Origin of the sequence: Oscillatoria sp. HE19RPO (assembly GCF_024220515.1) — a bacterium.
Lineage (GTDB): Bacteria > Cyanobacteriota > Cyanobacteriia > Cyanobacteriales > Laspinemataceae > Laspinema.
Genome location: NZ_JAMXOT010000115.1, coordinates 1 through 21,290 on the forward strand (window position 1 = coordinate 1; position 21,290 = coordinate 21,290).

The 21,290-nt window shown below is 45.4% G+C and carries 14 protein-coding genes; 10 read left to right on the forward strand and 4 right to left on the reverse strand.

Features of this window, described 5'->3' with window-relative positions:
• The first annotated feature begins 380 nt into the window (after window positions 1-380).
• Together NG833_RS11295 and NG833_RS11300 are read left to right on the forward strand one after the other, a co-directional pair.
• On the forward strand, window positions 381-740 hold the full coding sequence (locus NG833_RS11295) for a hypothetical protein (RefSeq protein WP_254565389.1): 360 nt from the start codon (window positions 381-383) through the stop codon (window positions 738-740).
• 29 nt (window positions 741-769) lie between these two features.
• Window positions 770-2,197: a hypothetical protein gene (locus NG833_RS11300; protein ID WP_254565390.1), complete on the forward strand. Its 1,428-nt coding sequence runs from the start codon at window positions 770-772 to the stop codon at window positions 2,195-2,197.
• A gap of 291 nt (window positions 2,198-2,488) precedes the next feature.
• Here NG833_RS11300 and eis read toward each other — a convergent pair whose 3' ends face one another.
• Complete coding sequence (eis, locus tag NG833_RS11305; RefSeq protein ID WP_254565391.1) at window positions 2,489-3,661, reverse strand: enhanced intracellular survival protein Eis; 1,173 nt, start codon at window positions 3,659-3,661, stop codon at window positions 2,489-2,491.
• Window positions 3,662-4,267: 606 nt separating this feature from the next.
• On the opposite strand from eis, the gene NG833_RS11310 reads away from it, so the two are divergent.
• Entirely contained in the window at window positions 4,268-5,344 is a 1,077-nt protein-coding gene (locus NG833_RS11310) for a glycosyltransferase family 4 protein (RefSeq protein WP_254565392.1), read from the forward strand.
• Window positions 5,345-5,774: 430 nt separating this feature from the next.
• Here NG833_RS11310 and pbpC read toward each other — a convergent pair whose 3' ends face one another.
• Window positions 5,775-8,099 (reverse strand): penicillin-binding protein 1C, encoded by a 2,325-nt coding sequence (gene pbpC, locus NG833_RS11315; protein ID WP_375293903.1) that lies wholly within the window; start codon window positions 8,097-8,099, stop codon window positions 5,775-5,777.
• Window positions 8,100-8,508: 409 nt separating this feature from the next.
• Between pbpC and NG833_RS11320 the strand changes: the two genes are divergently transcribed.
• The gene (locus tag NG833_RS11320; RefSeq protein WP_254565393.1) at window positions 8,509-9,708 is read left to right on the forward strand and encodes an ATP-binding protein; all 1,200 of its coding nucleotides are present in this window, start codon (window positions 8,509-8,511) and stop codon (window positions 9,706-9,708) included.
• A 57-nt stretch (window positions 9,709-9,765) separates the two neighbouring features.
• Window positions 9,766-10,221, forward strand: a complete 456-nt coding sequence (locus tag NG833_RS11325) for a response regulator (RefSeq protein WP_254565394.1) — start codon at window positions 9,766-9,768, stop codon at window positions 10,219-10,221.
• A gap of 185 nt (window positions 10,222-10,406) precedes the next feature.
• Here NG833_RS11325 and glgA read toward each other — a convergent pair whose 3' ends face one another.
• Together glgA and NG833_RS11335 are read right to left on the reverse strand one after the other, a co-directional pair.
• Complete coding sequence (gene glgA / locus NG833_RS11330; RefSeq protein WP_254565395.1) at window positions 10,407-11,882, reverse strand: glycogen synthase GlgA; 1,476 nt, start codon at window positions 11,880-11,882, stop codon at window positions 10,407-10,409.
• Window positions 11,883-12,171: 289 nt separating this feature from the next.
• Complete coding sequence (locus tag NG833_RS11335; RefSeq protein WP_254565396.1) at window positions 12,172-13,023, reverse strand: WYL domain-containing protein; 852 nt, start codon at window positions 13,021-13,023, stop codon at window positions 12,172-12,174.
• A gap of 97 nt (window positions 13,024-13,120) precedes the next feature.
• Here NG833_RS11335 and cas3 point away from each other — a divergent pair, with 97 nt between their 5' ends.
• From cas3 to cas5d, 5 genes are all read left to right on the forward strand, one after another.
• Window positions 13,121-15,301, forward strand: coding sequence for a type I-D CRISPR-associated helicase Cas3' (cas3, locus tag NG833_RS11340; RefSeq protein WP_254565397.1), 2,181 nt, complete (start codon window positions 13,121-13,123; stop codon window positions 15,299-15,301).
• Window positions 15,302-15,432: 131 nt separating this feature from the next.
• Window positions 15,433-15,867 carry a DUF86 domain-containing protein gene (locus NG833_RS11345; RefSeq protein ID WP_254565398.1) on the forward strand — a complete coding sequence of 145 codons (435 nt, stop codon included), beginning with the start codon at window positions 15,433-15,435 and terminating at the stop codon, window positions 15,865-15,867.
• Window positions 15,860-19,315 carry a type I-D CRISPR-associated protein Cas10d/Csc3 gene (cas10d, locus tag NG833_RS11350; protein WP_254565399.1) on the forward strand — a complete coding sequence of 1,152 codons (3,456 nt, stop codon included), beginning with the start codon at window positions 15,860-15,862 and terminating at the stop codon, window positions 19,313-19,315. The genes NG833_RS11345 and cas10d overlap by 8 nt, the downstream gene beginning before the upstream one ends.
• A gap of 72 nt (window positions 19,316-19,387) precedes the next feature.
• Entirely contained in the window at window positions 19,388-20,404 is a 1,017-nt protein-coding gene (gene cas7d / locus NG833_RS11355; protein WP_254565400.1) for a type I-D CRISPR-associated protein Cas7/Csc2, read from the forward strand.
• Window positions 20,405-20,478: 74 nt separating this feature from the next.
• Window positions 20,479-21,201: a type I-D CRISPR-associated protein Cas5/Csc1 gene (cas5d, locus tag NG833_RS11360; protein ID WP_254565401.1), complete on the forward strand. Its 723-nt coding sequence runs from the start codon at window positions 20,479-20,481 to the stop codon at window positions 21,199-21,201.
• The last annotated feature ends 89 nt before the right edge of the window (window positions 21,202-21,290 follow it).

Here is a 21,290-nt window from a genome sequence, read left to right on the forward strand (position 1 = left end):
GAGGGACTGGCGATTCTCGAATCGCCTCTACAGAGAATTGCGCTAATTTGAGGGACTGGCGATTCTCGAATCGCCTCTACAGAGAATTGCGCTAATTTGAGGGACTGGCGATTCTCGAATCGCCTCTACAGAGAATTGCGTTAATTTGAGGGACTGGCGATTCTCGAATCGCCTCTACAGAGAATTGCGCTAATTTGAGGGACTGGCGATTCTCGAATCGCCTCTACAGAGAATTGCGCTAATTTGAGAGACTGGCGATTCTCGAATCGCCTCTACCTCACTAAGACACAGGGGAGGGGACCGGATTAGTTTGTTATAATTGGGTGAAACAGCACAGATGCTGCTATAAACTTGGTATGTTTATCTTAGGAGAGTGTCCCATGACCGATCGCATTCCGTCGGAGGAGTTCTTACAAATTATTGAAGATTTCCTCACTTTGCTGGAACAAGCCAAAACCGACCGTCCAAACTATCCCCAACTCTGGCAAAATCTCCCCACTTTAGAAACCCAATTGAAAGCCGCCGAAGATAAAACTTTGAAACTGGCTAAAATTATTAAAACCTGGTGTAAAAAGTTTCAGATTACCTTCAACCCAGAAGAGTTGGCAACCATTCGCGCTAACATGATTCAAAAAGGGGATAAAATTCCGAAGCCAGCGGAGGGAGAACGACCGGAAAGGGTCTATAATAAAGCCTTTCTGGTGGAACAGGTGAAACAGGCAAACACTGACCCTGCTTAATCTTTTCCTCATTTTCAAGCGAGTGATTCATGAGCCAAAAAATTGCTTCAATTTATGCCCCGAGTTTATATTGGTTTGCCTATCAATATCATCGAGGTTTGGTGACTTCCTCTGATGGCACGACTGCCCAAAATTTAGACGGCATCAATCCCCAATGGGTGCAAAACAAATATGACAGGATTCTGAAAAACTTTGAGGTGGAGTTAGAGTTAAAGATTCGTCAAGATGAACCCGCCAAAGATTTTGATTTGCTCATGGGTCCGGATGATGAAAGAGCCATCGCTGTTTTTACCACTCCCCAGGATTTAGAAGGTTTTATTTATCCCCAATCTCTCCATGATAGTTATGCCCTAAATCTGAATATTTACCAACCTGAAAGTCGCGGAAGAGAGGAATATAAATTAGGAGATTTAGCTCAATTTAACCCCAATAATTGCTTTAATTCTGAATCGGAATCCGCCTCAAATTTAGGTCAAACTTTGCTGTTGAGTGGTTATTTAAACACAACTCCCCCGGAGGATATCCGAGATTTGGAACCTTTAGCTAAACAATGCTGGGTTGAGTTTTTTCACCTGGAAAATGGGCAAGCTTTACCGCCGCTTTATCGCGCTTATAACTTGTTGGGGGGATATCTGTACGAATATGGCAGTCCGAAGGCTGATTTAGTCAAAAATCCTTATGGTCATTTATTGATTTGGTTTTTATTTGAAGAATATCCGACTTTAAGGCTGCAAAAGTGTTATTGGGAATTGCCGGAGTTGTTCCTGTATTATCACAAAATTTCTAAGAGTTTTCAAGATAGTCGGATTTATTATGATTGTGCCGATCGCCTAATCACAAACCATGAAACGGAATTCACTCCGGTGAGTCAAACCTATCTCAATCTTCAGAAAAAATCCCCCCTCTCGGCCACAGAACTACAGATTTTGAAAACCAATTTAAAAAATCTGATAAAGACTTCCCTAAACTATACGAAACAACTGCGAAATCTGGAATATGCCTGCAATACCATCGCCATCAATAGTAAAAACTATCAAAGCAGTTTAGAACGGATGGAACAACTGGCGCAAACAAAGATGGAGGGGTTGAGGTTATTTCACGACAAAGAAGCGATCGCCTTTCAAGAACAAATCCGCGCTGATTTAAACTACTTTTATCCCGGGTCAAACCTGCTGAATCAAGGGATTGCCACGATTCGCGGTTTAGTGGAAATTGACCAGGCGGAACGCGATCGCCACCTAGAACAGCAAATCCAAACCATTGGGACGGCGATCGCCTTCGGTGCCATTGTCGCCTCCACCTCCCCCTTACTGTTTGAAGAATCCATGACTTTCCCCTGGCAAGAACATGGCGATCGTCTCCATCCTTTCATCCTTGCCGTATTCCTCAGCATCGCTGCTGCTGTTGTCGCTTGGGGAGTCGCGGGATTAATTCGGTGGGTGTGGAATCGGCGATAGTAGGCACGACTTACAGATTATTTCATATCACAGCCTAAATGTGGGTTGATTCGCGAATCAACCCTACAAGATATGGGTTTTATGCGTAAGAAGTGCGTTCGGTTGTTTTTTCCTTTCACACCCTAAATGTGGGTTGATTCGCGAATCAACCCTACAGGATATGGGTTTTATGCGTAAGGAGTGCGTTCGGTTGTTTTTTCCTTTCACACCCTAAATGTGGGTTGATTCGCGAATCAACCCTACAGGATATGGGATTTATGCGTAAGAGGTGCGTTCGGTTTTTGTTTCCTTTTAAAACATATCCGCCATCCAGGGATGTGGTCCCGAAAAGAGTTGGGTTGCTACAGATAACGCGCTAGGATTCCCTTGAATATGACCGCTTAAATGGAGTTGATGAGGGGTGAAGAAGCCTGTATAAAGAGGCGCTAATCCTCGCACATCTAAGATTAAGTCCCCACGTCCTCCGGGAGTGACTTCGCCTTTGCCGTTAGATACGGTGAGGATGAATTTTCCATTATTTTCAGACAAGATATTATCCTGTACTTCTAAATGTAATTCTGCCTCAATGCCGCTGGGATAACCCCGTTGTTGCAGGGATAAAGGGACATCGACGATGCGTAACATCCAGTGAGAGAATTCCGTAATTTGGCCGGTTTGTTCTGGGAGACATAACAAGTATGGATCAACGGGAGAACTTCGCCAGATGACGGTGGCAAATTGTGAGCGAAAATCGGCGATGAAGGTCCAGAGGCGACGGATGGCAGCAGGAGTTAAGGCAACCCAATCGGCGATCGCAAGGGTTTGGGAGTTCCCTTCTCGCTGTTGACTATAGATAATATACCCTTGCCAGTCATCGGGTTCGCCGATTAAGTCGGCATAGAGGGTTTCTTCTGGGATGGGTTTAAAGATGTTCTCCCAGATTCCCGGGTGGCGATCGAGATTGCCATTACAGGTAACTGCCTGTTGCTGATAAAGTGCTGCGATCGTTTCGGATAATATCGGTTCAACGGGGTGCATTGTCAGGGTGCGATCGCGCATCCGAATGCTTTGGATAGGAAGTTGCCACTTACACAGACTTCCCGCCTGTTCATAGCCTACTTTTCGATAAAGAACCTGCGTCGCTGGATAGAGAACTGACAGCGGAATTTGATTATTATAAAGTTCTTGGAGGGTATGTCTGAGCAGTTCATCTGCTACACCAGTCCCGCGATGTTCGGGAGAAACTCCCACTGCCGCAATTCCGGCCATTGTCACAGGATTTCCACCCCACCATTGTGCCATCGGATACAGTCCTAATCCGCCAATGATTTGGTTGTCTTGCCAAATCCCTCGGTAGTTTTTGATACCAATGCGATCGCGAAACAGTTCCCACCCCGTAAAATTGAAACTATGGCAAAGCATTAATCCGAGGTTTTCTGCCTCTTTTCCATTGGAAAGGGGTCCAACTTTACGTTGATTTTTCATTATAACTTTCGATTATAGATTACTTCAAATCAGTGATTCCGTTATTGTCCGAATTCCAGCTAAAACCTTAACTGAGAATAAATCAAGATGGGATTAAGTAGGGTTTACCGAACTCTCTGGCTGTTTGAATTTTTATTTGCAAGAAATAATATTAATAAAACCTAAATAGAATCAAGATAAAGGATTGCATGACTAGGGTAAAATTCCGGTAATCTGCTGGCAGTGGCCCCTCCAAATCCTCATGTTGAAATGTTAGCGGATCTCTTACCTGTCAAAGCATTGAAATCTTAATGTGATTTGGAAAACTCCCACCTGAAAATTTTAACTCTCCCCTGGGTTCTTACGCAAAGATTGGTACGGTTAATACTACTACCCATCCCAGGAAGAGTCACGTTAAGTTTTGAGCGTAGGCAATAAACGCGGTAAAAATACTTGCTATGCGTAGTTTCTACGAAATAGCAATTGTTTCACCCTGAATGGCGCTTAAACCTCGTACAAATGTTCGAGTTTAAGCCTCAAACTCTATCTAAAGATAGATGCGTTAATTGCTTGTTTACGGTTTATTACTGATTCAATTCAACTGCATTTACCAACCAGGAGAAAAATATGCGAATTGCTCAAGTTTCACCCTTAGCAGAACGAGTTCCGCCACCGGGTTATGGGGGTATCGAATTAGTCGTTAGCCATTTGACGGATGAATTAGTCCGTCGGGGTCATGATGTTACCTTATTTGCGTCAGGAGATTCCCACACTTTAGCTAAATTGGAATCGGTGGTTCCGCGCGCTTTACGTCTCGACCCCACGGTGAAAGAGCCTGCGGTATATGATATGCTGCAACTCAACCGAATTTATGAAATGGCTTCTGAGTTTGATATTATCCACTTTCACAATGGATACTCGGCATTGCCTTTGGCGGAACTGATGAAAACCTCAGTGGTGCATACCCTCCATGGCAACTTTAGCGCCGATAGCTACAAGTTGTATCAAAAGTATGGCAACCAGGGTTATGTTAGCATCACCACCGCTCAACGAGAAGGTGGACCCGATCTGAATTATTTGGATACAGTCTATAATGGCATTGATATCGAAGCCTATCCGTTCTTTCCCAAACCCCAGGACCCGCCCTATTTGGCCTTTTTAGGCCGAATTTCCCCAGAGAAAGGGATTCATCATGCGATCGCGATCGCCAAAGCAACCGGCTGGCATTTGAAAATTGCCGGTAAAGTCGATCCCGTAGACCAAAAATTCTACGAAAATGAAATTAAACCTCAAATCGATGGCACTCAAATTGAATATTTAGGCGAAACCAACCACCAACAAAAGGTAGATGTAATCGGAAATGCCGTAGCAACCCTATTCCCGATTACCTGGAGAGAACCCTTTGGCTTGGTGATGATTGAATCCATGTGTACAGGAACCCCCTTAATTGCCATGAATCTGGGTTCCGTTCCCGAAGTGATTGCTCATGGTAAAACCGGCATTGTCTGCAATAGCATCGAAGAAATGATTGCTGCAATTCCCGCCGTCATGAAGCTCGATCGCCAAGCTTGTCGCGATCGCGTCGTTAGCCAGTTTAGCATTGCCAAAATGGTTGATGGATACGAAGCCGCCTACCGCCTTGCACTCTCAAAAACCATTCACCAAAATGGTCATATCAAGGATAAATTGACAGTCATTGCCTAAAACTTTTCCCATAAAACAGGAGGTGTATTTACATGAAAGTCAACAATCAATGTCCTTGTTGTAATGGCTCTTTATTACACCATATCCGCAAAGGCGGTTCTTACTGGTTTTGTTCAAACTGTTGGCAAGAAATGCCTACTTCATTGCCAGACAAACTTATAACCTCAGACTCTAAAAATAAGGTGACCTAATTCCTGACTAAATTTCCCGCTTAATTTCAATTTTGTTTTTCTAAACCAGAACCAAGGATGGCGCTTTTAAAAGCGCCATCCTCGGCGTTGAAAATGATTGAGCAGTCCGCAGATTTCGTACAGTTCCCTAATGATAGGATGCCGGTCTATATTTATACTTTAAGGCTTACGCAGATTTGGAAAATTCCCCCTAAATGTAGAGGCGATTCGCGAATCGCCTCTACATTTAGGGGTCGATTCTAATCCTCACTTATGACCCGAAATCCTTGGCGAATGGGTCGATTGTCCGGGGGTTGCACTTGAAATGTCACCCGATCGCTCAAGTCTCCACTTTTCACCTCTAAAGTCCATTCCCCCACCTCCATCGGCCAAAATACAGCATGATTCGCCTCATGGTTGAGTTGCTGTTTCCCCGATGGACCAATTAACCACCATTCTATGGCAGTTTCCGGTGCAACGGCTAACTTAAACTGGAGGCGCGACGCAGAGTCCCGGGAATCTAAGATAAAATAATCATCGTTTTCAGGAAAGGCAATTTTTAGCCGATCGCCCGACAATTGAGGTTGACTTTGCCTTGCCAACCAGCTATTATACTCCGCAGATAACTCAAATTCCGACCCTCGATTATACGAACTCAAATCTTCCGGAGCCAAATATTCCAAAACCACCGAGGGACAATCTGCCGTCGGGTTTAATCCCGTTACCGCACATATAGGATACTCAACCATATTTTCCGGAGTCGGCAAGGCAGCAGGTTCCCGGGTTTCATGGAGATGTAACATAATCCGATTCCACAAAGGGGCCGCACCTGTGACGCCTGATACTTTTCTCATGCGATCGCCACTAAAATTCCCCACCCAAGTTGCTACGGTATAATCCACCGTATATCCCACCGTCCAAGTATCCCGATAATCGGAAGAAGTCCCCGTTTTTACTGCTGCGGGGAAGGGTAAACTCAGGACCGAATCCACCCCAAATGCCTGCGATCGCGCATAGCGATCGCTCAACATATCCCCAATCAGCGCCCAATAGGACGACTCCGTGAGCGGATGTGCGGACGAAGCGGGAACGCGACTGTCTGCCATCACCGATAATGGAATCAAATCCCCATTCCGGGCGATCGCCACATAAGCCCGCGCCAACTCCCATAAACTCACTTCTCCACTCCCCAAAGCTAACCCTAACCCATAATAGTCCGGGGATTTCGTGAGATGGTCAAACCCCAATTGATGCAAACGCCCCAAAAACCGCTCCACTCCCACCTGTTCCAACACCCGCACCGTTGGCACATTCAGGGAATTCGCCAAAGCCGATCGCACCCGCACCGGACCCAGAAACTTTTCACTATAATCCACCGGACTATACAATTGCGCCCCGGGAATAGCATAATGGGTGGGAACATCCGCTAAAATCTGATTCGGGGCGATCGCGCCAATTTCTAAGGCAAACTCATACAAAAACGGTTTCAGCGCCGAACCCGGTTGCCGTAACGCCTGTACCCCATCATTCCGCCCCTGTTGTGCGTCGGCGAAGTAATTGGGAGAGCCAACATACGCCAACACTTCCCCGGTATGATTATCAATGACTAACGCTGCCGCATGATTCACTTGATGCGCCGCCAGGGAACGAACCACCTCCTGAACCTGGGTTTGCACAAACTGCTGCAACGGACGATCCAGGGTGGTTTGTACGGTAGAAACCCCATCCGGCAAGCGTTCGGCGAGCCAAAACAAAAAGTGAGGGGCGGCGATAATCCCGCGATCGGGTAATAAAACCTGGATTTCTTCTTGTTCCGCCCGAGTCGCTTCCTCTGGGGTAATATAACCATCGGCAATCATGCGATCCAACACATAGCGCTGCCGCTTTTTCAGCGATCGCCAATTAGAATAGGGATTATAATAATTCGGTGCATTGGGAATTGCTGCAAGAATACTGGCATGAGCGAGGTTCAGTTCCGAAGCCGGTAGTCCGAAATAAGTCCGCGCTGCCGCTTCTACACCATATATATTACCCCCCATCGGCAGACGGTTAATATAAGCCTGGAGAATTTCATCCCGATTCATCCCCGCAAACAATCGCCAAGAGAGCCAAACTTCACCCAGTTTATGGGGCAAAGTGCGAGGGGCGGGTTCCAGCATCCGTGCCAATTGCATCGTAATCGTGGAGGCACCGGAAACCAGCGATCGCGCTTGCACCGCTTCCAAAACTGCCCGGGCGACGGCTTGTAAATCCACTGCACCATGCTGATAATAGCGCTTATCCTCTGCGGCGATAATTGCCTGGAGAAACGATTCAGAAACCTGCTCAAGCGCTACCACAGCAGTATGATCTTGGTCCCGGGTGAGCAGGGTTCCCAGGGGGAGTCCATTGCGATCGCTAAAAGTCACCGCTTGTTCATTTTGGGCAATATCTTCCGCGCGGATTGGTGCTAAATAAGGTAACATCCGCACCGTTGCTCCAAGCAAGGCGATCGCCAGTAAAATTTTCAGAGAACCCCGCAATTTGGGATGTCGCCTCAATCCCAATTGCTCAACGAATAAGCCGATTTCGGACATTTTGCTCATGGTTTTATTCTCGGAAGAAGGCAACATAAAAAATCATCCCTCCCCGGGGGAATTTTTTAACCCTTTTGGGCTTTTTCCCTCGGCAGGAAGAGTCTGTATTTATTTTAGGCCGTGGGTACAGAATTGGTTAGAAACCGGGTTTCTTGAGCAAATCTGTAGCCATCGGCAACAACTCTAGGCGAGAAACCCGGTTTCTTGTCCTAGGCGAATCCGGTGGGTGAGGTTCTCTGGCTGATCCCAAATCCGCTTGTCTCAAGTCTGTTTTCTATCTGACGCCGCGCAGGCACCGCTTCGTCCGTATAGACCCACCCTTGAGGGTGCGGGTTTTTATAGCCACCGCATCCAGACTGATTTACCCTCAAAGGGATTCCGTGAGGGATAATAAAGAAAAATCATCAGCATCCGTAATATGACCGATCCTATCGGAGATATTTTATTAGTAGACGATCGCCCGGATAACCTACGCTTGCTTTTAAATATTCTGAAAGACAAGGGTTATAAAGTCCGGTGCGTCACCAATGGGGCAATGGCCCTGAGAGTGTCCCTACGACATCCCCCGGATCTGATTTTGCTCGATATCCAAATGCCCGAAATGAACGGTTATCAAGTCTGTGAACAACTGAAAGCCAAAGCAGAAACCCGAGAAATTCCCGTGATTTTTTTAAGCGTGATTGAAGAGACAAAGGAAAAAGTTCATGCCTTTAACGTTGGGGGAGTGGACTATATCACTAAACCGTTTCAAGTCAAAGAGGTGGTTGCTAGGGTGGAAAACCAACTGCAAATTTTGCGCCTGCAAAATAAGCTGAAAGAGCAAAATATTCGCCTGGAACAGGAAATTCGAGAGCGCCAAGCCATCGAAGAACAGTTACGGGAATTAAACCGGGAAATGAAACGGTCTAATCAGGAACTTGAACAGTTTGCTTATGTCGTTTCCCATGATTTACAAGCGCCTTTAGGAACCATTGCCAGTTTTGCCCAACTGTTACAAAACCGTTACCAAGATAAACTCGATGGCAAAGCCCTTCAGTTTATTGAGCGCATCATCACAGGTAGTCTGAGGATGCAACAGTTGATTGATGACTTATTGCAATACTCCCGAGTGGGGAGAATGGCACAAGTCTTTGAAACCGTCAACTGCGAGCAAGTATTATCCCAGGCCCTGGCGAATCTCGAAACCCAAATCAACGAAACTCAAGCCTGGATCACCTCCGATCCATTACCGGCGATCGCCGGCAATAGCAGGGGGTTATTGCAATTGTTTCAAAACTTAATGAGTAACGCCCTAAAATACCGTCACCCCGATATTTCACCCCAGATCCATATTACGGTCTCTCTACAGGAGGATATGTGGATATTTTCGATTCAGGATAATGGAATTGGCATAGAAACCAAGCACCTAGAACGGATATTTCAAATTTTTCAGCGCCTCCATTCCGACAAAGAGTACCCCGGAACAGGCATCGGACTAGCCATTTGTAAAAAAATTATCGAATTGCATGGGGGGAAAATTTGGGTCGAATCTTATCCTTTACAAGGTTCAATATTTTACTTTACCATACCGGCTCAAAAAGCCGAAGAGCATCCCTTGATGGCCCAGCCTAAATTATAACTGAACCTGATATTTATACCGAGCCTTTCAATCCCCAATCTTATCCTGACCCCAACTATGAATTTAGCCCTCAATCCCCACACTATTTTAATCGCAAATGACGATTCTTCCTTCTGTCTCCTGATTGAAGAAGCCTTTCACGAAGTTCGCGCCAACATCACCCTATTTTTTGTAGAAGATGGAGAGCAACTCCTCGACTATCTCTATCGGCGCGGCCCTTATCAGGACCCCCTCAATTCCCCTTTTCCCGATCTCCTCTTGCTGGATCTCAATATGCCGAGACTCGACGGACGAGAGGCATTAGTCGAAATTAAATCGGACCCCAAACTCAAGACAATTCCCATTGTTATCCTGAGTAGTTCCTATCATGAAGAAGATATTTCTAAATGCTACAATGCCGGAGCCAACTCCTTTATCGTCAACCCCTTAACCTTTGACCAATTAACAGTTGCCATGCAAAGCTTATGTAACTATTGGTTATCCGTTGTCTCCCTTCCCCCGAAACAACTCTAAGCCCGAATTCATCCCAGTCAATCCCCGCGATTCACAAATTTGCCTGAATTCGCCTCACCTTATGAAAGCGCAAATCTCTAAAAAAATAACCCCGATGTCGAGTCAGAAAACGTCAAATTTTACCTGACCCAACATCGATATAAGCGGTTTGTTCCGCGTGGGTTAGACGGCGTGATTTCCCGGGATTATTTATGCCGGATGGATTCGTAAATCTCTACATAATTTTTCCCAGGATAATTCCACGAGTAGTCATATTCCATACCTTGAATTGCTAATTCCTGAAACTCTTTTGGAGACTCATGCCACAAATCGATCGCCCGACCCAGGGCCGACTCCACCGCAGAGTTATCCGTTTCATAAAACACATAGCCATTCCGTTTCTCAGGGGGCTTATTCTGGTCATAATCGCGGTCAAATACTGTATTAACCAATCCCCCAACCCCGCGCACAATCGGAACTGTGCCATATTTTAAACCAATCATTTGGGTTAACCCACAGGGTTCATAATTGCTCGGAACCAGAATCATATCTGACCCGGCATAGATGAGGTGGGATAACTCTTCATTAAAGCCTAACTCCAGATGGCAGTCAGGGTTATCATTTAAGACATTTTTCTCATGCCAGAAATGGTCATTAATGGCCGGTTCCGTTGCGGAACCCAGGAGGACAAACTGCGCGCCTTTACTCAGGGCATAGTACATCGCATGGTGAACAAGATGCACACCCTTTTGTTGGTCAAGGCGTCCAATATAGGCCACGATAGGCTTATCTTCGTCTTGCAGCAATAATTGCGATCGCAGCGCTTTCTTCGCTTCCTGCTTGGCATCAAAATCATCAATACTGAAATGAGAGGGAATGTAGCGGTCTGTTTCCGGATTCCAGAAATCATAATCAATTCCATTCAGAATCCCGGTAAACTTATCCTGATGCAAATGTAACGTATGACCCAAGCCGGAACCCACCTCGGTATAATGCGCTTCCCAAGCATGGTGAGGGGAAACTGTCGTCACCGCATTGGAATAAACGATGCCGCCTTTCATGAGATTTATAGCAAAGGGATTGAAATTATCCCGGAGGCGATCGTATTGGAAATAATAGGCATCTTGATTCAGCCCCGTTCCTCGGAGTACCTCTGAACCCGCCATTCCTTGATGTTTAAAGTTGTGAATCGTGTAACAAACCCGCTGATTCCACATCCCACTATACTTGTAGATTTCGTACAACAAGACCGGAACTAAACCTGTTTGCCAGTCATGACAATGGATGATATCGGGTCGCTTATTACTTCTGAGGAGAAATTCTAAAGCCGCCTTGCTAAAGAAAGCAAAGCGCATATTATCATCACTGCAACCGTAGTAACAACCCCGGTTAAAGAAATTATCCTCGCAGTGGGGTTCAATAAAGAAGCAAACCCGCCCGTGGACCCATCCACAATAGACCGAACAGTGAACAGCCCCCCCATACCAAGGCACGTACAAATCCCGATAGGCATCATGAAGGCCCCAAATATGGTCATAGCGCATACAATCATATTTGGGCAGAATCAGTTCCACCGTATGACCCCGATTCTCCAACTCTCGGCTTAAACCATAAACCACATCCCCCAATCCGCCCGCTTTAATTACGGGGGCGCATTCCGAGGCAATCTGTACGATGTACATTATTTACTCCTTACGTTACAAAACTTAATTTTATCTCTGCTTTCATTGATTAGCAGCAAGGAGTCAATTTTGGCAAGTGCCAGTTTCACGAAATCAACACAAGCACAACCGAGGCGCTTGTGTCAGAGTCAGATTCCTCAACCCTCCGTCCTGTAAGGGTTAGAAACCAGGTTTCTGGTAAAAATCTCGGTCTATCTTGCACTAATTTAAACCAAAAACCCGGTTTCAGGTCCCCGTGAACTCATCCAATATTCAGGTCAAGGGGCCTCTTCTAGGATGGGGGCAATGGCTAGGAATTTTCATAGTGTTGGCAAAGTGCCAGTAATTTTTCCCGGAGGCGAGTCCGCACAGACTGAGGTCCCACGACCATCATATCTGGTGCTTCTCGCTGGACTTCCCGGATAAACCAGTAGGTACTGGAGATGCGACGCACCACCTGCTTAACCTGATTTTCTAACCAGTCTGCGGAGATATCCCCCGATTTGGGTTTATAGGCAAAAGCTAATCGATTGCACAAGTGGATTTCCACCGCTATCTGATCGAGCTGGGGACGCCACGGGCCCTCAATGGGGAAAATGGCTGCGTCAGGAATGCGGTCTAAACGCAAACACCAGTTATGGATCAGTTCTGGGATATCCAGATTGCCTTCGGTTTCCTCACACCAACAATCCAAATATTGCCGTTCTTCATGCCGGTTAATCTGGGCGTGACGAACGGTGAAGCTCCACAGACGTCCCGTAGCATCTTGATAGGAGAGTTGAAAGGGTTGCTGGCGGAGGATATAGCGATCCAGTTCGATGCGCCAAGGGTGAGGGGGAGTCTCCAGAAAGCGCTCGATTTTGTTGCGGAGGGGAATAGAGAGTTCGCTTCGTTCTTGCAACAGTTGGGCGATCGCCTGCGCTTCCAAAATCCTCCCGGCATCGGTGAGGGCATCCAAGGCGCAATTGAGGGCTTCTATCCGGGTATTTGACCAGTCATTATTTGGGGCAATTTGCAGCTCACCCCGGGCGATCGCCTCCACCAGTCGGGAGATATTCGGGCGATCGCCCCAGGTCTTCCCCAGTTCTAGGGCGAGTTCTTGCAATTGGATTTTATCTCGTTCTGAGATAGATAGGGTTATGGATTGACCTTTGCGGCTCATGATTTTATACGGACACTTTATACGGTTAAGGTCTTGTCAGTTTCTATTTTGAGTGGCAACATAAGAAATAACAAGCAAGTACGGACACAAAAAACTTATGTCCAATTATGACATTTTTCTCAAACCAATTTACTCCGCTCCAGCTTCTGAAGTCCCCCAGGACATCGAACTGCCTGCGGGATGGGGACTTTCCTGGCATCAACTGGAGACATTCAAGGCGATTCAGGACCCGAATATTGATGTGATTTTCAATACAGCAATGACCGGGGACGGTAAAACCCTCGCCGCCTTTCTGTGCGTTTTATATGGACATCTAGCGGCAGTCGCCCTCTATCCCACCAATGAACTCGCACGGGATCAGGAGGGACAAATTGGCGGATATACTCAACAATTGCAACTGTCCCAGGAACCGCGCCTGTCTCGCCTGAGTGGGGAAGTGCTAGAAATTTATGCAGAAACTGAGGGATTGCGGAAAAGTGCGGCGATCGAAACTCGCGCTAGTCAATCGGAGATTTTGTTAACGAATCCAGATATTTTTCATTACCTGCATCGCGGTGCCTATCTCACCAAAAATTCTAGTCCCGATAGTTTGTGGAATCGTCTGGATAAAAAGTTTGATTTGTTTATTTTTGATGAATTTCATGTTTTCAGTGCGCCACAAATTGCCAGCGTGATTAACACTCTGCTGTTGATTCGCTGTACCAATCGACGCAAAAAGTTTCTGTTTCTTTCCGCCACTCCCAATGAGGATTTGTTGAAGCGATTAAAATTGGCGGGATTTCGGTGTCAAGAGATTAACCCTGTCAGTGAAAACAAATATCGCTTTCCCGATAGGGAGGAAGAGTGTCACGAGTTGGAAGCTCAAGGATGGCGACAAGTATCGCGGGGAATTCAGTTAGAGTTTATTTCGTTAGAACCGACTGCGAATGCATCTGAAACTTGGTTGAAAGAGAATAGCCAATTAATTTTATCCCAGTTTCAGGAATATCCGGGCAGTAAAGGGGCGATCGTGCTCAATTCCATTGCCGCAGTCAAACGCCTGACGCCATTTTTTCAGGAACTGCTGGCACCGCATGGGTTAGTGGTAGCAGAAAATACGGGATTAACGGGGAAAGAACAGAAAGAGCGATCGCTATTGGCAGATTTAGTTTTAGGAACCAGTACGATTGATGTCGGAGTGGATTTTAAAATTAATTTTCTGATTTTTGAATCTGCCGACGCCGGAAGTTTTATCCAACGGTTAGGACGATTAGGACGACATGATAGCTATGAAAAAGAGGGGGAAACGATTCATTTTAAAAAGTTTACAGCCTATGCCTTGTCACCGAATTATTTAGTCGAACGGTTGTTTCAGGGTGAGTCGGCACCGTTGGTATCGGGTGGAACTTGCGATCGCGTGTTTTTTCACGAGACGATACGGGAAAAATACCGTCAAATTAACAATTTTCAAGGCTATTACAAGCGCTGGGGTGCAGTGCAGTCCATGAAACTATGCCAGCAACTCACACATCCAACGATTAAGGAACAATATGCAGATGCTTCCCAGGTGTTTAAAAAAGCCTGTGAGGATGTGTTTGATACTCTGCTCAAGAAAAAGTATGGACAAGTAAAAGGATGGCAGGAAGAATGGCAACAGCTATCGGGAAAAGATAAGGGAAATCCCATTGCAGAGGATGCCACCAGTTTCCGGGGATCGAGTCCTCTCCAATGTGGATTATATGATGTGACAGAATCCAACGAAGGCGATCGCTTCAAAACTTATGATTTGCCGGGAGCGTTAAGCCATTTGGACATCGAACCCATGACAGAAGTGGCATTTATGCGATTGATAGAAGAAACCGCACAACGCACCGGCAAACCCATTGCCAAAGGACGATTTAAACACTGTCTGGGGTTTATGAAATTGCGAGGATATCGGGAGGAAAAAGAGGATTGGAATTTTATTTATCCCGGGAATTTGCAGGCGATCGCCGATGCCTGGAAAGTACAGGTTCTGGTAGGGATACAAGTTTGGCAACCGCCAAACCCCTGGATCCGAGAGATTAACCAACAACTGAAGAAACAGGGATTAGTCTGTTATGTGATTCCTCGTCCCGTTGCCGAGGTGCGATCGCGCTTGCGCCTACCGATGCACTTTCAGATCTATCCCATTAAGGATCAATCCAGTTTGCACGATAAAAGTGCAGATTATGCGATCGCCTTCAGCCAATCGGCGCTATTGCTGGATACCCTCGCCTACTGGTTTAAGAGCAAGGGGGGTGAGGTTTGGGTGGTGTAGTAGGTGGATCCCTGAAAGGGATTTTAGGTTGACACTCTTATAGAAAGAGTATGTTGGAGTGATAAAAAATATCTGGCAATCTAAACGGCAAATACTGGAATAAACTTTTTTAGATGGGGTGTATAATAGCTATGGACTATTGTTTGGTGGAAATGCGGCTTCAATTACTTAATAAGTATTTGAAAACCCTTGAAGACTTTCAATCCGTTAGTTTAAATGAATTTTTGGACAAGTTTGATAATCAATTAATCGTGGAAAGGTTGCTTTATTTAATACTTGATATTTCATCGGGTATTAATCGGCATATTCTGCTAACTGACTATCAAGGGTTTCCGGAAACTAATGAATTGTGTTTTTTGGAGTTGGGTAAAAATGGAATTATTTCCAGTGATTTAGCATCCAATCTGGCTGATTGGATAAAAATTCGAGACATTTTAGAATATCAACATGAAAACCTAGATCTAAAAGTTGTGTATGCCTGTATTTCTCGGGCGTTAGAGGAATATCCCCTTTACATGAGACAAGTGAACAATTATCTCAATTCTTTAGAGGTGAATAATGGTTAGAAAACGCAAGCAATCAGATGATGAACAAGAGATGCAATTATCTCTGTTTGACATAAAATCCACTCCTGATGAGGAGTTATCCGAAGAGGAATCCGACGATGATTGGATGGGGGATGGGGATGATGAAATTGGGTGGGAAAGGAGCGATCGCACGATTGAACCCCAGCAGCGCGAGTTACTGACGCTTAAGTTATTGCGGGAGGCGATCGAGGCGCAAAATCCGGATGATGCGATTATGCAGGATTTTGCCGAGTACGTTTTACCGAATTTGCTTCGGGTGGCGATCGGGGTGACGGCGAAAGGGGGTAAATTTTTCGATCGCCTGGATGAGAAACGCGGTAAAGAAAATGTCAGACGCGATAATGCCGCTGATCAATCGTTGAATACCCATTTACTGAATGGATTATTTCCGGAAAATTTAATCCAGCAACGCTTGCAACAGTTTAAAACAACCGTTAAGCAGGTGGTGAAAGAGCGAGAGCGGCGTCTAGTGATTGCGGGGTTTATTCTCCATGATTTTGAGAAGTTTGATTATAAAGCATTTCCCAAAATGCCGGAGAAGTATCGAGTCATTCGAGAAAAAACGCCGGATCAACTTCGCTCGTTATCTATTCCGGAACATCGGGAAATTGTGGATGCGATCGCCTGTGAACTTAATCTCGATCGTTTCATCAATCCTGAAGAACCCGCAGCGTATCAAGAATACCTGGATGATTTGCTCTTTGTTGTCTATAACACACAACGAACATCCGATACAAATTTGAATCTTTCTGTGTATGGAGGGTTAAATCCTGTATTGCGCGATGGCGTGTTAGATTGTCTTTCTGACTTAAGCTGTCTCGCCGATCGCCTCTCTTCGATTATCAAGCATCCTTATGATGCCGAAAATCCCAGTTTAAACAAACTCATCCACAGTTTAAGCGATGGTAATCTCAAATTTACCTATCACAGTTTGGCGGAAAATCGCGGGGTGTTAACCAATGTTGTTAATAATGCCTTAATGGATGCTCACACGGCATTAAATACTGCCGATTGCACCCATTATGAACCCTTACTTTATCTACCAACAGGAGTAATTTATCTAGCGCGGCGAGATGCGCCACCCGTCCCCGTCGAAGATATTCCCGAACGAGTCATCACGAAAATTAAACAATTGTGCGCCAATCAGCTTAAACGCCGACAAACCGGGTTTGGTAGAGATGGCAAAGGCATGAAATATGCGGACTATTACACCCTATTTTTTGATGATTTTGGGTTGATGGATGTGGCGCTGAGTGCAACATTAAAGATTCTCAATCCGCTGAAAAGTTCAGTTGCAAAAAGTCGCAGTGAAAATTTAATTGCCTTTCAAAAGAAAGGAGTTTTATCCGAGAATGCTGACTTTAAGTTTGAGGATGATATCAGAATCGACCAAATTGCTGAATTTGGGGATGTGGCAACGCGCAAAATTTGGGGCGATCGCCTCAGTCGAATCGAAGCGGCACGCAAGCAAAATAAGAAATTGCCGGAACCCCCAGATTTAGATTTAGTGCAGGAAATGGCAAAGTTTTGGAACCTTTCCCAATATCTGCCACAGATTCGAGAAATCCAGCGGATTAACGAAAGTCTCAAAGCATTAAAACTCAAAGGAAATACAGGAGGTGTACCCTATGAGTGGTATTATCTAGCGGCAAAATATCTCCAACATCATCCCGGCATCGAAGAAGTCAGATCGATTTGCGAAGAGGCGATCGCACATATTTGCCAACTCAATTCAGCGATTATTTCTCAATATGAACTCCCCGATGGATGGGACGACTTGCGCCAGTGGGTACAGCAGGTGGTGATGTTACCGGGAATGACGACAATCCAAACATCTGCGGATACTTTCCTGGATGAACTGCATCGGTATAATATGGCGAAAAAATCGGGACGAGGACGGCAAATGATTTGCTCGATTTCTCATTCTGCCTATACCGTCACCGAACAAATGGAATCAGCAGTTTTATTCACGCCACAGGTTTACACAAACAAACAACTGTTAGGAGGTTCTAACGCCAAACGGAATATTTCCAGTATTGCGGGATTGGAGATGATGCTGCGACAAATTTTGATGAATCAAACCCAGGCAACTGGTAAACGATTTGAAGATGGCAAATATCGCTATCTCTATTTCTATCCCACCTATTACTTTACCCCAGAAACCAATAAGTTTCTTCATCGTGCCTATACGGATATTGCTCAAACTCGGTTTAACGCGCAAATTCGCAATCACTTTATCGGCGATGAGTTTAAAGCCAATTTTGACCGCACTCAATATCAAAGTGTCGATGCGTTTCTAATTGATGAGGATTTGCAGCGCAAGAAAGAGTTGCCAGAAGACGATAAAGAACACAAAAAAGACCGCACATTTAAGTTGTCTTACTTAGAAGATCAACCCATGACCTTTTATTTCATGGCACTCCCACCAGGACGGGACCCCACCGATACTGAATCCTGGGTAATGCCTGCTTGGTTGGGGTTTGTATTTCCGATGATTCTGGATGTAAAAACTGTGGTTTCTGAGTCACCGATTCCGCCTTTTAATGATGGTTCTGAATTTGAGGAAACGGTGTTTTTAGATAGCGCACCCGTTGCCTTGCGCTTACTCACCAAGGGAGAACGCTTCCGCCTCGACTACATCTTAGAAGGATGGGAAGAAAACGGCGCATCCTATCCCTCACCCCTGAAGGCATTAACCGCTGCTTATGCCATCCATCTGGATGTAAATGCTAAACAAAGCAAAGGCAAATATGATGCCAACTGGGGGAAATTAACGGAGTTGGCAACGGATTTTGAAACCAGTCCTTTGTTTGTATTTGCCTACCTCAATCGCTGGGTGCGTCGCCAAGGGGTCGATACCGCCCGAATTGAGAAAATCAAACTGTATGCTTATGATTTTTACCCCTGCTTTGACCCTTATGTTACCTATAATTCTGAACAGGAGACCCTAGACGTGGGAGAAAAATCAAGTTTGAATCATCCGAAACAATTAACTGAACTCTATCGCGAATTTTACCGTGCCAATAAGCGATACAATCCCAAAGCTAATGCTGTCCTCAAACCGATTGATATTGCAGCCGATACTATCCTCAAAGTTGACTCCAGCTTTCAAGGGGAAGCGTTAGTGATGGTTGTGGCAGCCGAAGTTTTTAAACTGATGGATCGGGTGCATTCTTCCACCGCAGAAGGACGCTGGATCTTCAAAAATCGCGAAGAGGAACGGCAGGCAATTTTAAAGTTTGCTGAGTATTTTGTGGTGGAGGTATTCGAGAAATCTTTTGGAGGCGATCGCGCTCGTTTAGCCGGACGACAACTTAACCTAATTCGCGATACCTGCGAATTTCTTTATCGCCTAGCCGATGACAAAGAAAATCAAGACTATTCCTCTAAATCCAAAGAAACCTCCGAGGAAGAATCCCCAGAATAACCCCAGGGACAAGGTACTGCCTTGTCCTCCCCGCACCCTTGTAAATTGTTGTAATTAATGGAAGCAAAAATCATGGCATTCTTAAAAACTGTCTCCTCCCAATTTTTCCAGGCCGAAATTCCCTATAAACCAATGGGGAAATATGTCCACTTTCTCACCGTTCGCATTACCGAATCCTATCCCCTATTTCAAACCGATGGGGAATTGAACAAAGCGCGGGTGAGTTCAGGAATTAAGACGAAAGAAGCGATTAGCCGGTTGACCATGTTTAAGCGCAAGCAATCTACTCCGGAACGGTTAGTGGGTCGGGAATTGCTGCGAAACTATGGATTCATGACTGCTGAAGAGTGCGAATATAACGTCAGCTTTGCCATGAACAATCCCGATTGTATTATTTATGGCTTTGCGATCGGGGATTCTGGTTCGGAAAAATCCAAAGTGGTTGTAGATACAGCTTTTTCGATTACCCCCTTCGATAACGCACATGAAACCTTTACCTTAAATGCGCCTTATGAGAATGGCACAATGGCATCTAAAGGGGAAGGGGGTTCTAAACCGGGTGAAGTTACCAGTCGAATCAATCAACAGGACCATATTAAACCCCAGGTGTTTTTTCCCAGCATTGTTACTGTGAAAGACCCCACGGAGGCAGGGTTTCTCTATGTGTTTAATAATATCCTGCGGACTCGACATTATGGCGCTCAAACGACGCGGACGGGTCGCCTCCGGAATGAGTTAATCGGTGTGGTTTTTGCCGATGGGGAAATTACTAGCAATTTAAGGTGGACTCAGGCAATTTATGATGAAATGAACCTAGCCGAAAAGCTGCGATCGCCCGATCCATTGAACGAAGATGAAGTGATGGCGGCTGCAACCACAACCATTCAAGCCTTGATGGAGGAGGAATTTATCGTGCATACCGATTTTATCGGCAATAGTTTTACTCCCATGCTTAATGAAGTGAAAACCCTGATTCGCAGCGAAGAGGGAATGCAATCGATTTTGCAGCAAGCGGATGCTGAGGCAAAAGACTATGCCAAAAAGCACATTAAAAACCAAGACAAGAAAGGAACTGCAAAATCCAAATAATTCCCAAACTAGGTAAAGAAAGGACACGGCAATGCCGTGTCCCACCCGTTTAATTCAAATGGAGGATGATTTTTATGTCGATTATTTCTCGCTATCATCTGGAACTGCACGATAGTCTTTATTATGCCACTCGCGAAATTGGCAGACTGTATGAAACTGAACCTGTTTTGCATAATTACGCCCTTTGCTATGCACTGGGATTGGTCGATAGCGATGTCTACGCGACTCGCGTACCGGAAGAGAATTCTTACCGCTACTTTTGCCGAGAACAAGTGCCGCAATATGAAGCACATTTGACCGCGCTCAATCAGGCGGGAATTTATGTCACTCCAGCGCGATCGCTCTCCCATACCACTCAACTCAATACCTGGAAATATGCGGACAACCGCTATCACGTTGAAATGGCGAAAACCCAAAAAAATATTCCCAGTTATGGGAGAAACAAAGAAGTTTCACCCGAAAGCATCTTTGAGTTTTTTGTCATTTCTAGTCAGCAGATAAAATTACCCCGATGGATTCGTCTGGGTAAATGGATGAGTAAAGCAGAAGTCACCGAAGTTCCTTTTTCCGATGATGTTAAGCGAATCTCATCAAAAGAACCCTTTATTTGCCATCACCCGCTTAATCCCCTGGATGTCATGTTCACTTATCCAGTTTTTAGTTATGACACGATTAATATGCCGCCTGTTAGCCTCATTCAAAATGTGCGCTTACAAGGGGAATGTTATTCTGTCGGAAATCTTAAAATTCCAGCTTCTATGCAATATCGATTTCGGCCTAACATCCAAGAAAATTAGAACCATAAGGGAACTCCAAAAAATAAAATCTCCAAAACGTTCGTTCGTATTGACTACTCAACGGAGTAGCCCCGTCAATGTAGGGGCGC

Bases quoted from the DNA above. Each gene is read 5' to 3' on its own strand.
- cas10d (WP_254565399.1), top strand. From the start codon at position 15,860: ATGGTTAGAAAACGCAAGCAATCAGATGATGAACAAGAGATGCAATTA.
- NG833_RS11295 (WP_254565389.1), top strand. From the start codon at position 381: ATGACCGATCGCATTCCGTCGGAGGAGTTCTTACAAATTATTGAAGAT.
- NG833_RS11325 (WP_254565394.1), top strand. From the start codon at position 9,766: ATGAATTTAGCCCTCAATCCCCACACTATTTTAATCGCAAATGACGAT.
- NG833_RS11310 (WP_254565392.1), top strand. From the start codon at position 4,268: ATGCGAATTGCTCAAGTTTCACCCTTAGCAGAACGAGTTCCGCCACCG.
- NG833_RS11335 (WP_254565396.1), bottom strand. From the start codon at position 13,023: ATGAGCCGCAAAGGTCAATCCATAACCCTATCTATCTCAGAACGAGAT.
- cas7d (WP_254565400.1), top strand. From the start codon at position 19,388: ATGGCATTCTTAAAAACTGTCTCCTCCCAATTTTTCCAGGCCGAAATT.
- NG833_RS11320 (WP_254565393.1), top strand. From the start codon at position 8,509: ATGACCGATCCTATCGGAGATATTTTATTAGTAGACGATCGCCCGGAT.
- cas3 (WP_254565397.1), top strand. From the start codon at position 13,121: ATGTCCAATTATGACATTTTTCTCAAACCAATTTACTCCGCTCCAGCT.
- cas5d (WP_254565401.1), top strand. From the start codon at position 20,479: ATGTCGATTATTTCTCGCTATCATCTGGAACTGCACGATAGTCTTTAT.
- pbpC (WP_375293903.1), bottom strand. From the start codon at position 8,099: ATGAGCAAAATGTCCGAAATCGGCTTATTCGTTGAGCAATTGGGATTG.
- NG833_RS11300 (WP_254565390.1), top strand. From the start codon at position 770: ATGAGCCAAAAAATTGCTTCAATTTATGCCCCGAGTTTATATTGGTTT.
- NG833_RS11345 (WP_254565398.1), top strand. From the start codon at position 15,433: ATGGACTATTGTTTGGTGGAAATGCGGCTTCAATTACTTAATAAGTAT.
- eis (WP_254565391.1), bottom strand. From the start codon at position 3,661: ATGAAAAATCAACGTAAAGTTGGACCCCTTTCCAATGGAAAAGAGGCA.
- glgA (WP_254565395.1), bottom strand. From the start codon at position 11,882: ATGTACATCGTACAGATTGCCTCGGAATGCGCCCCCGTAATTAAAGCG.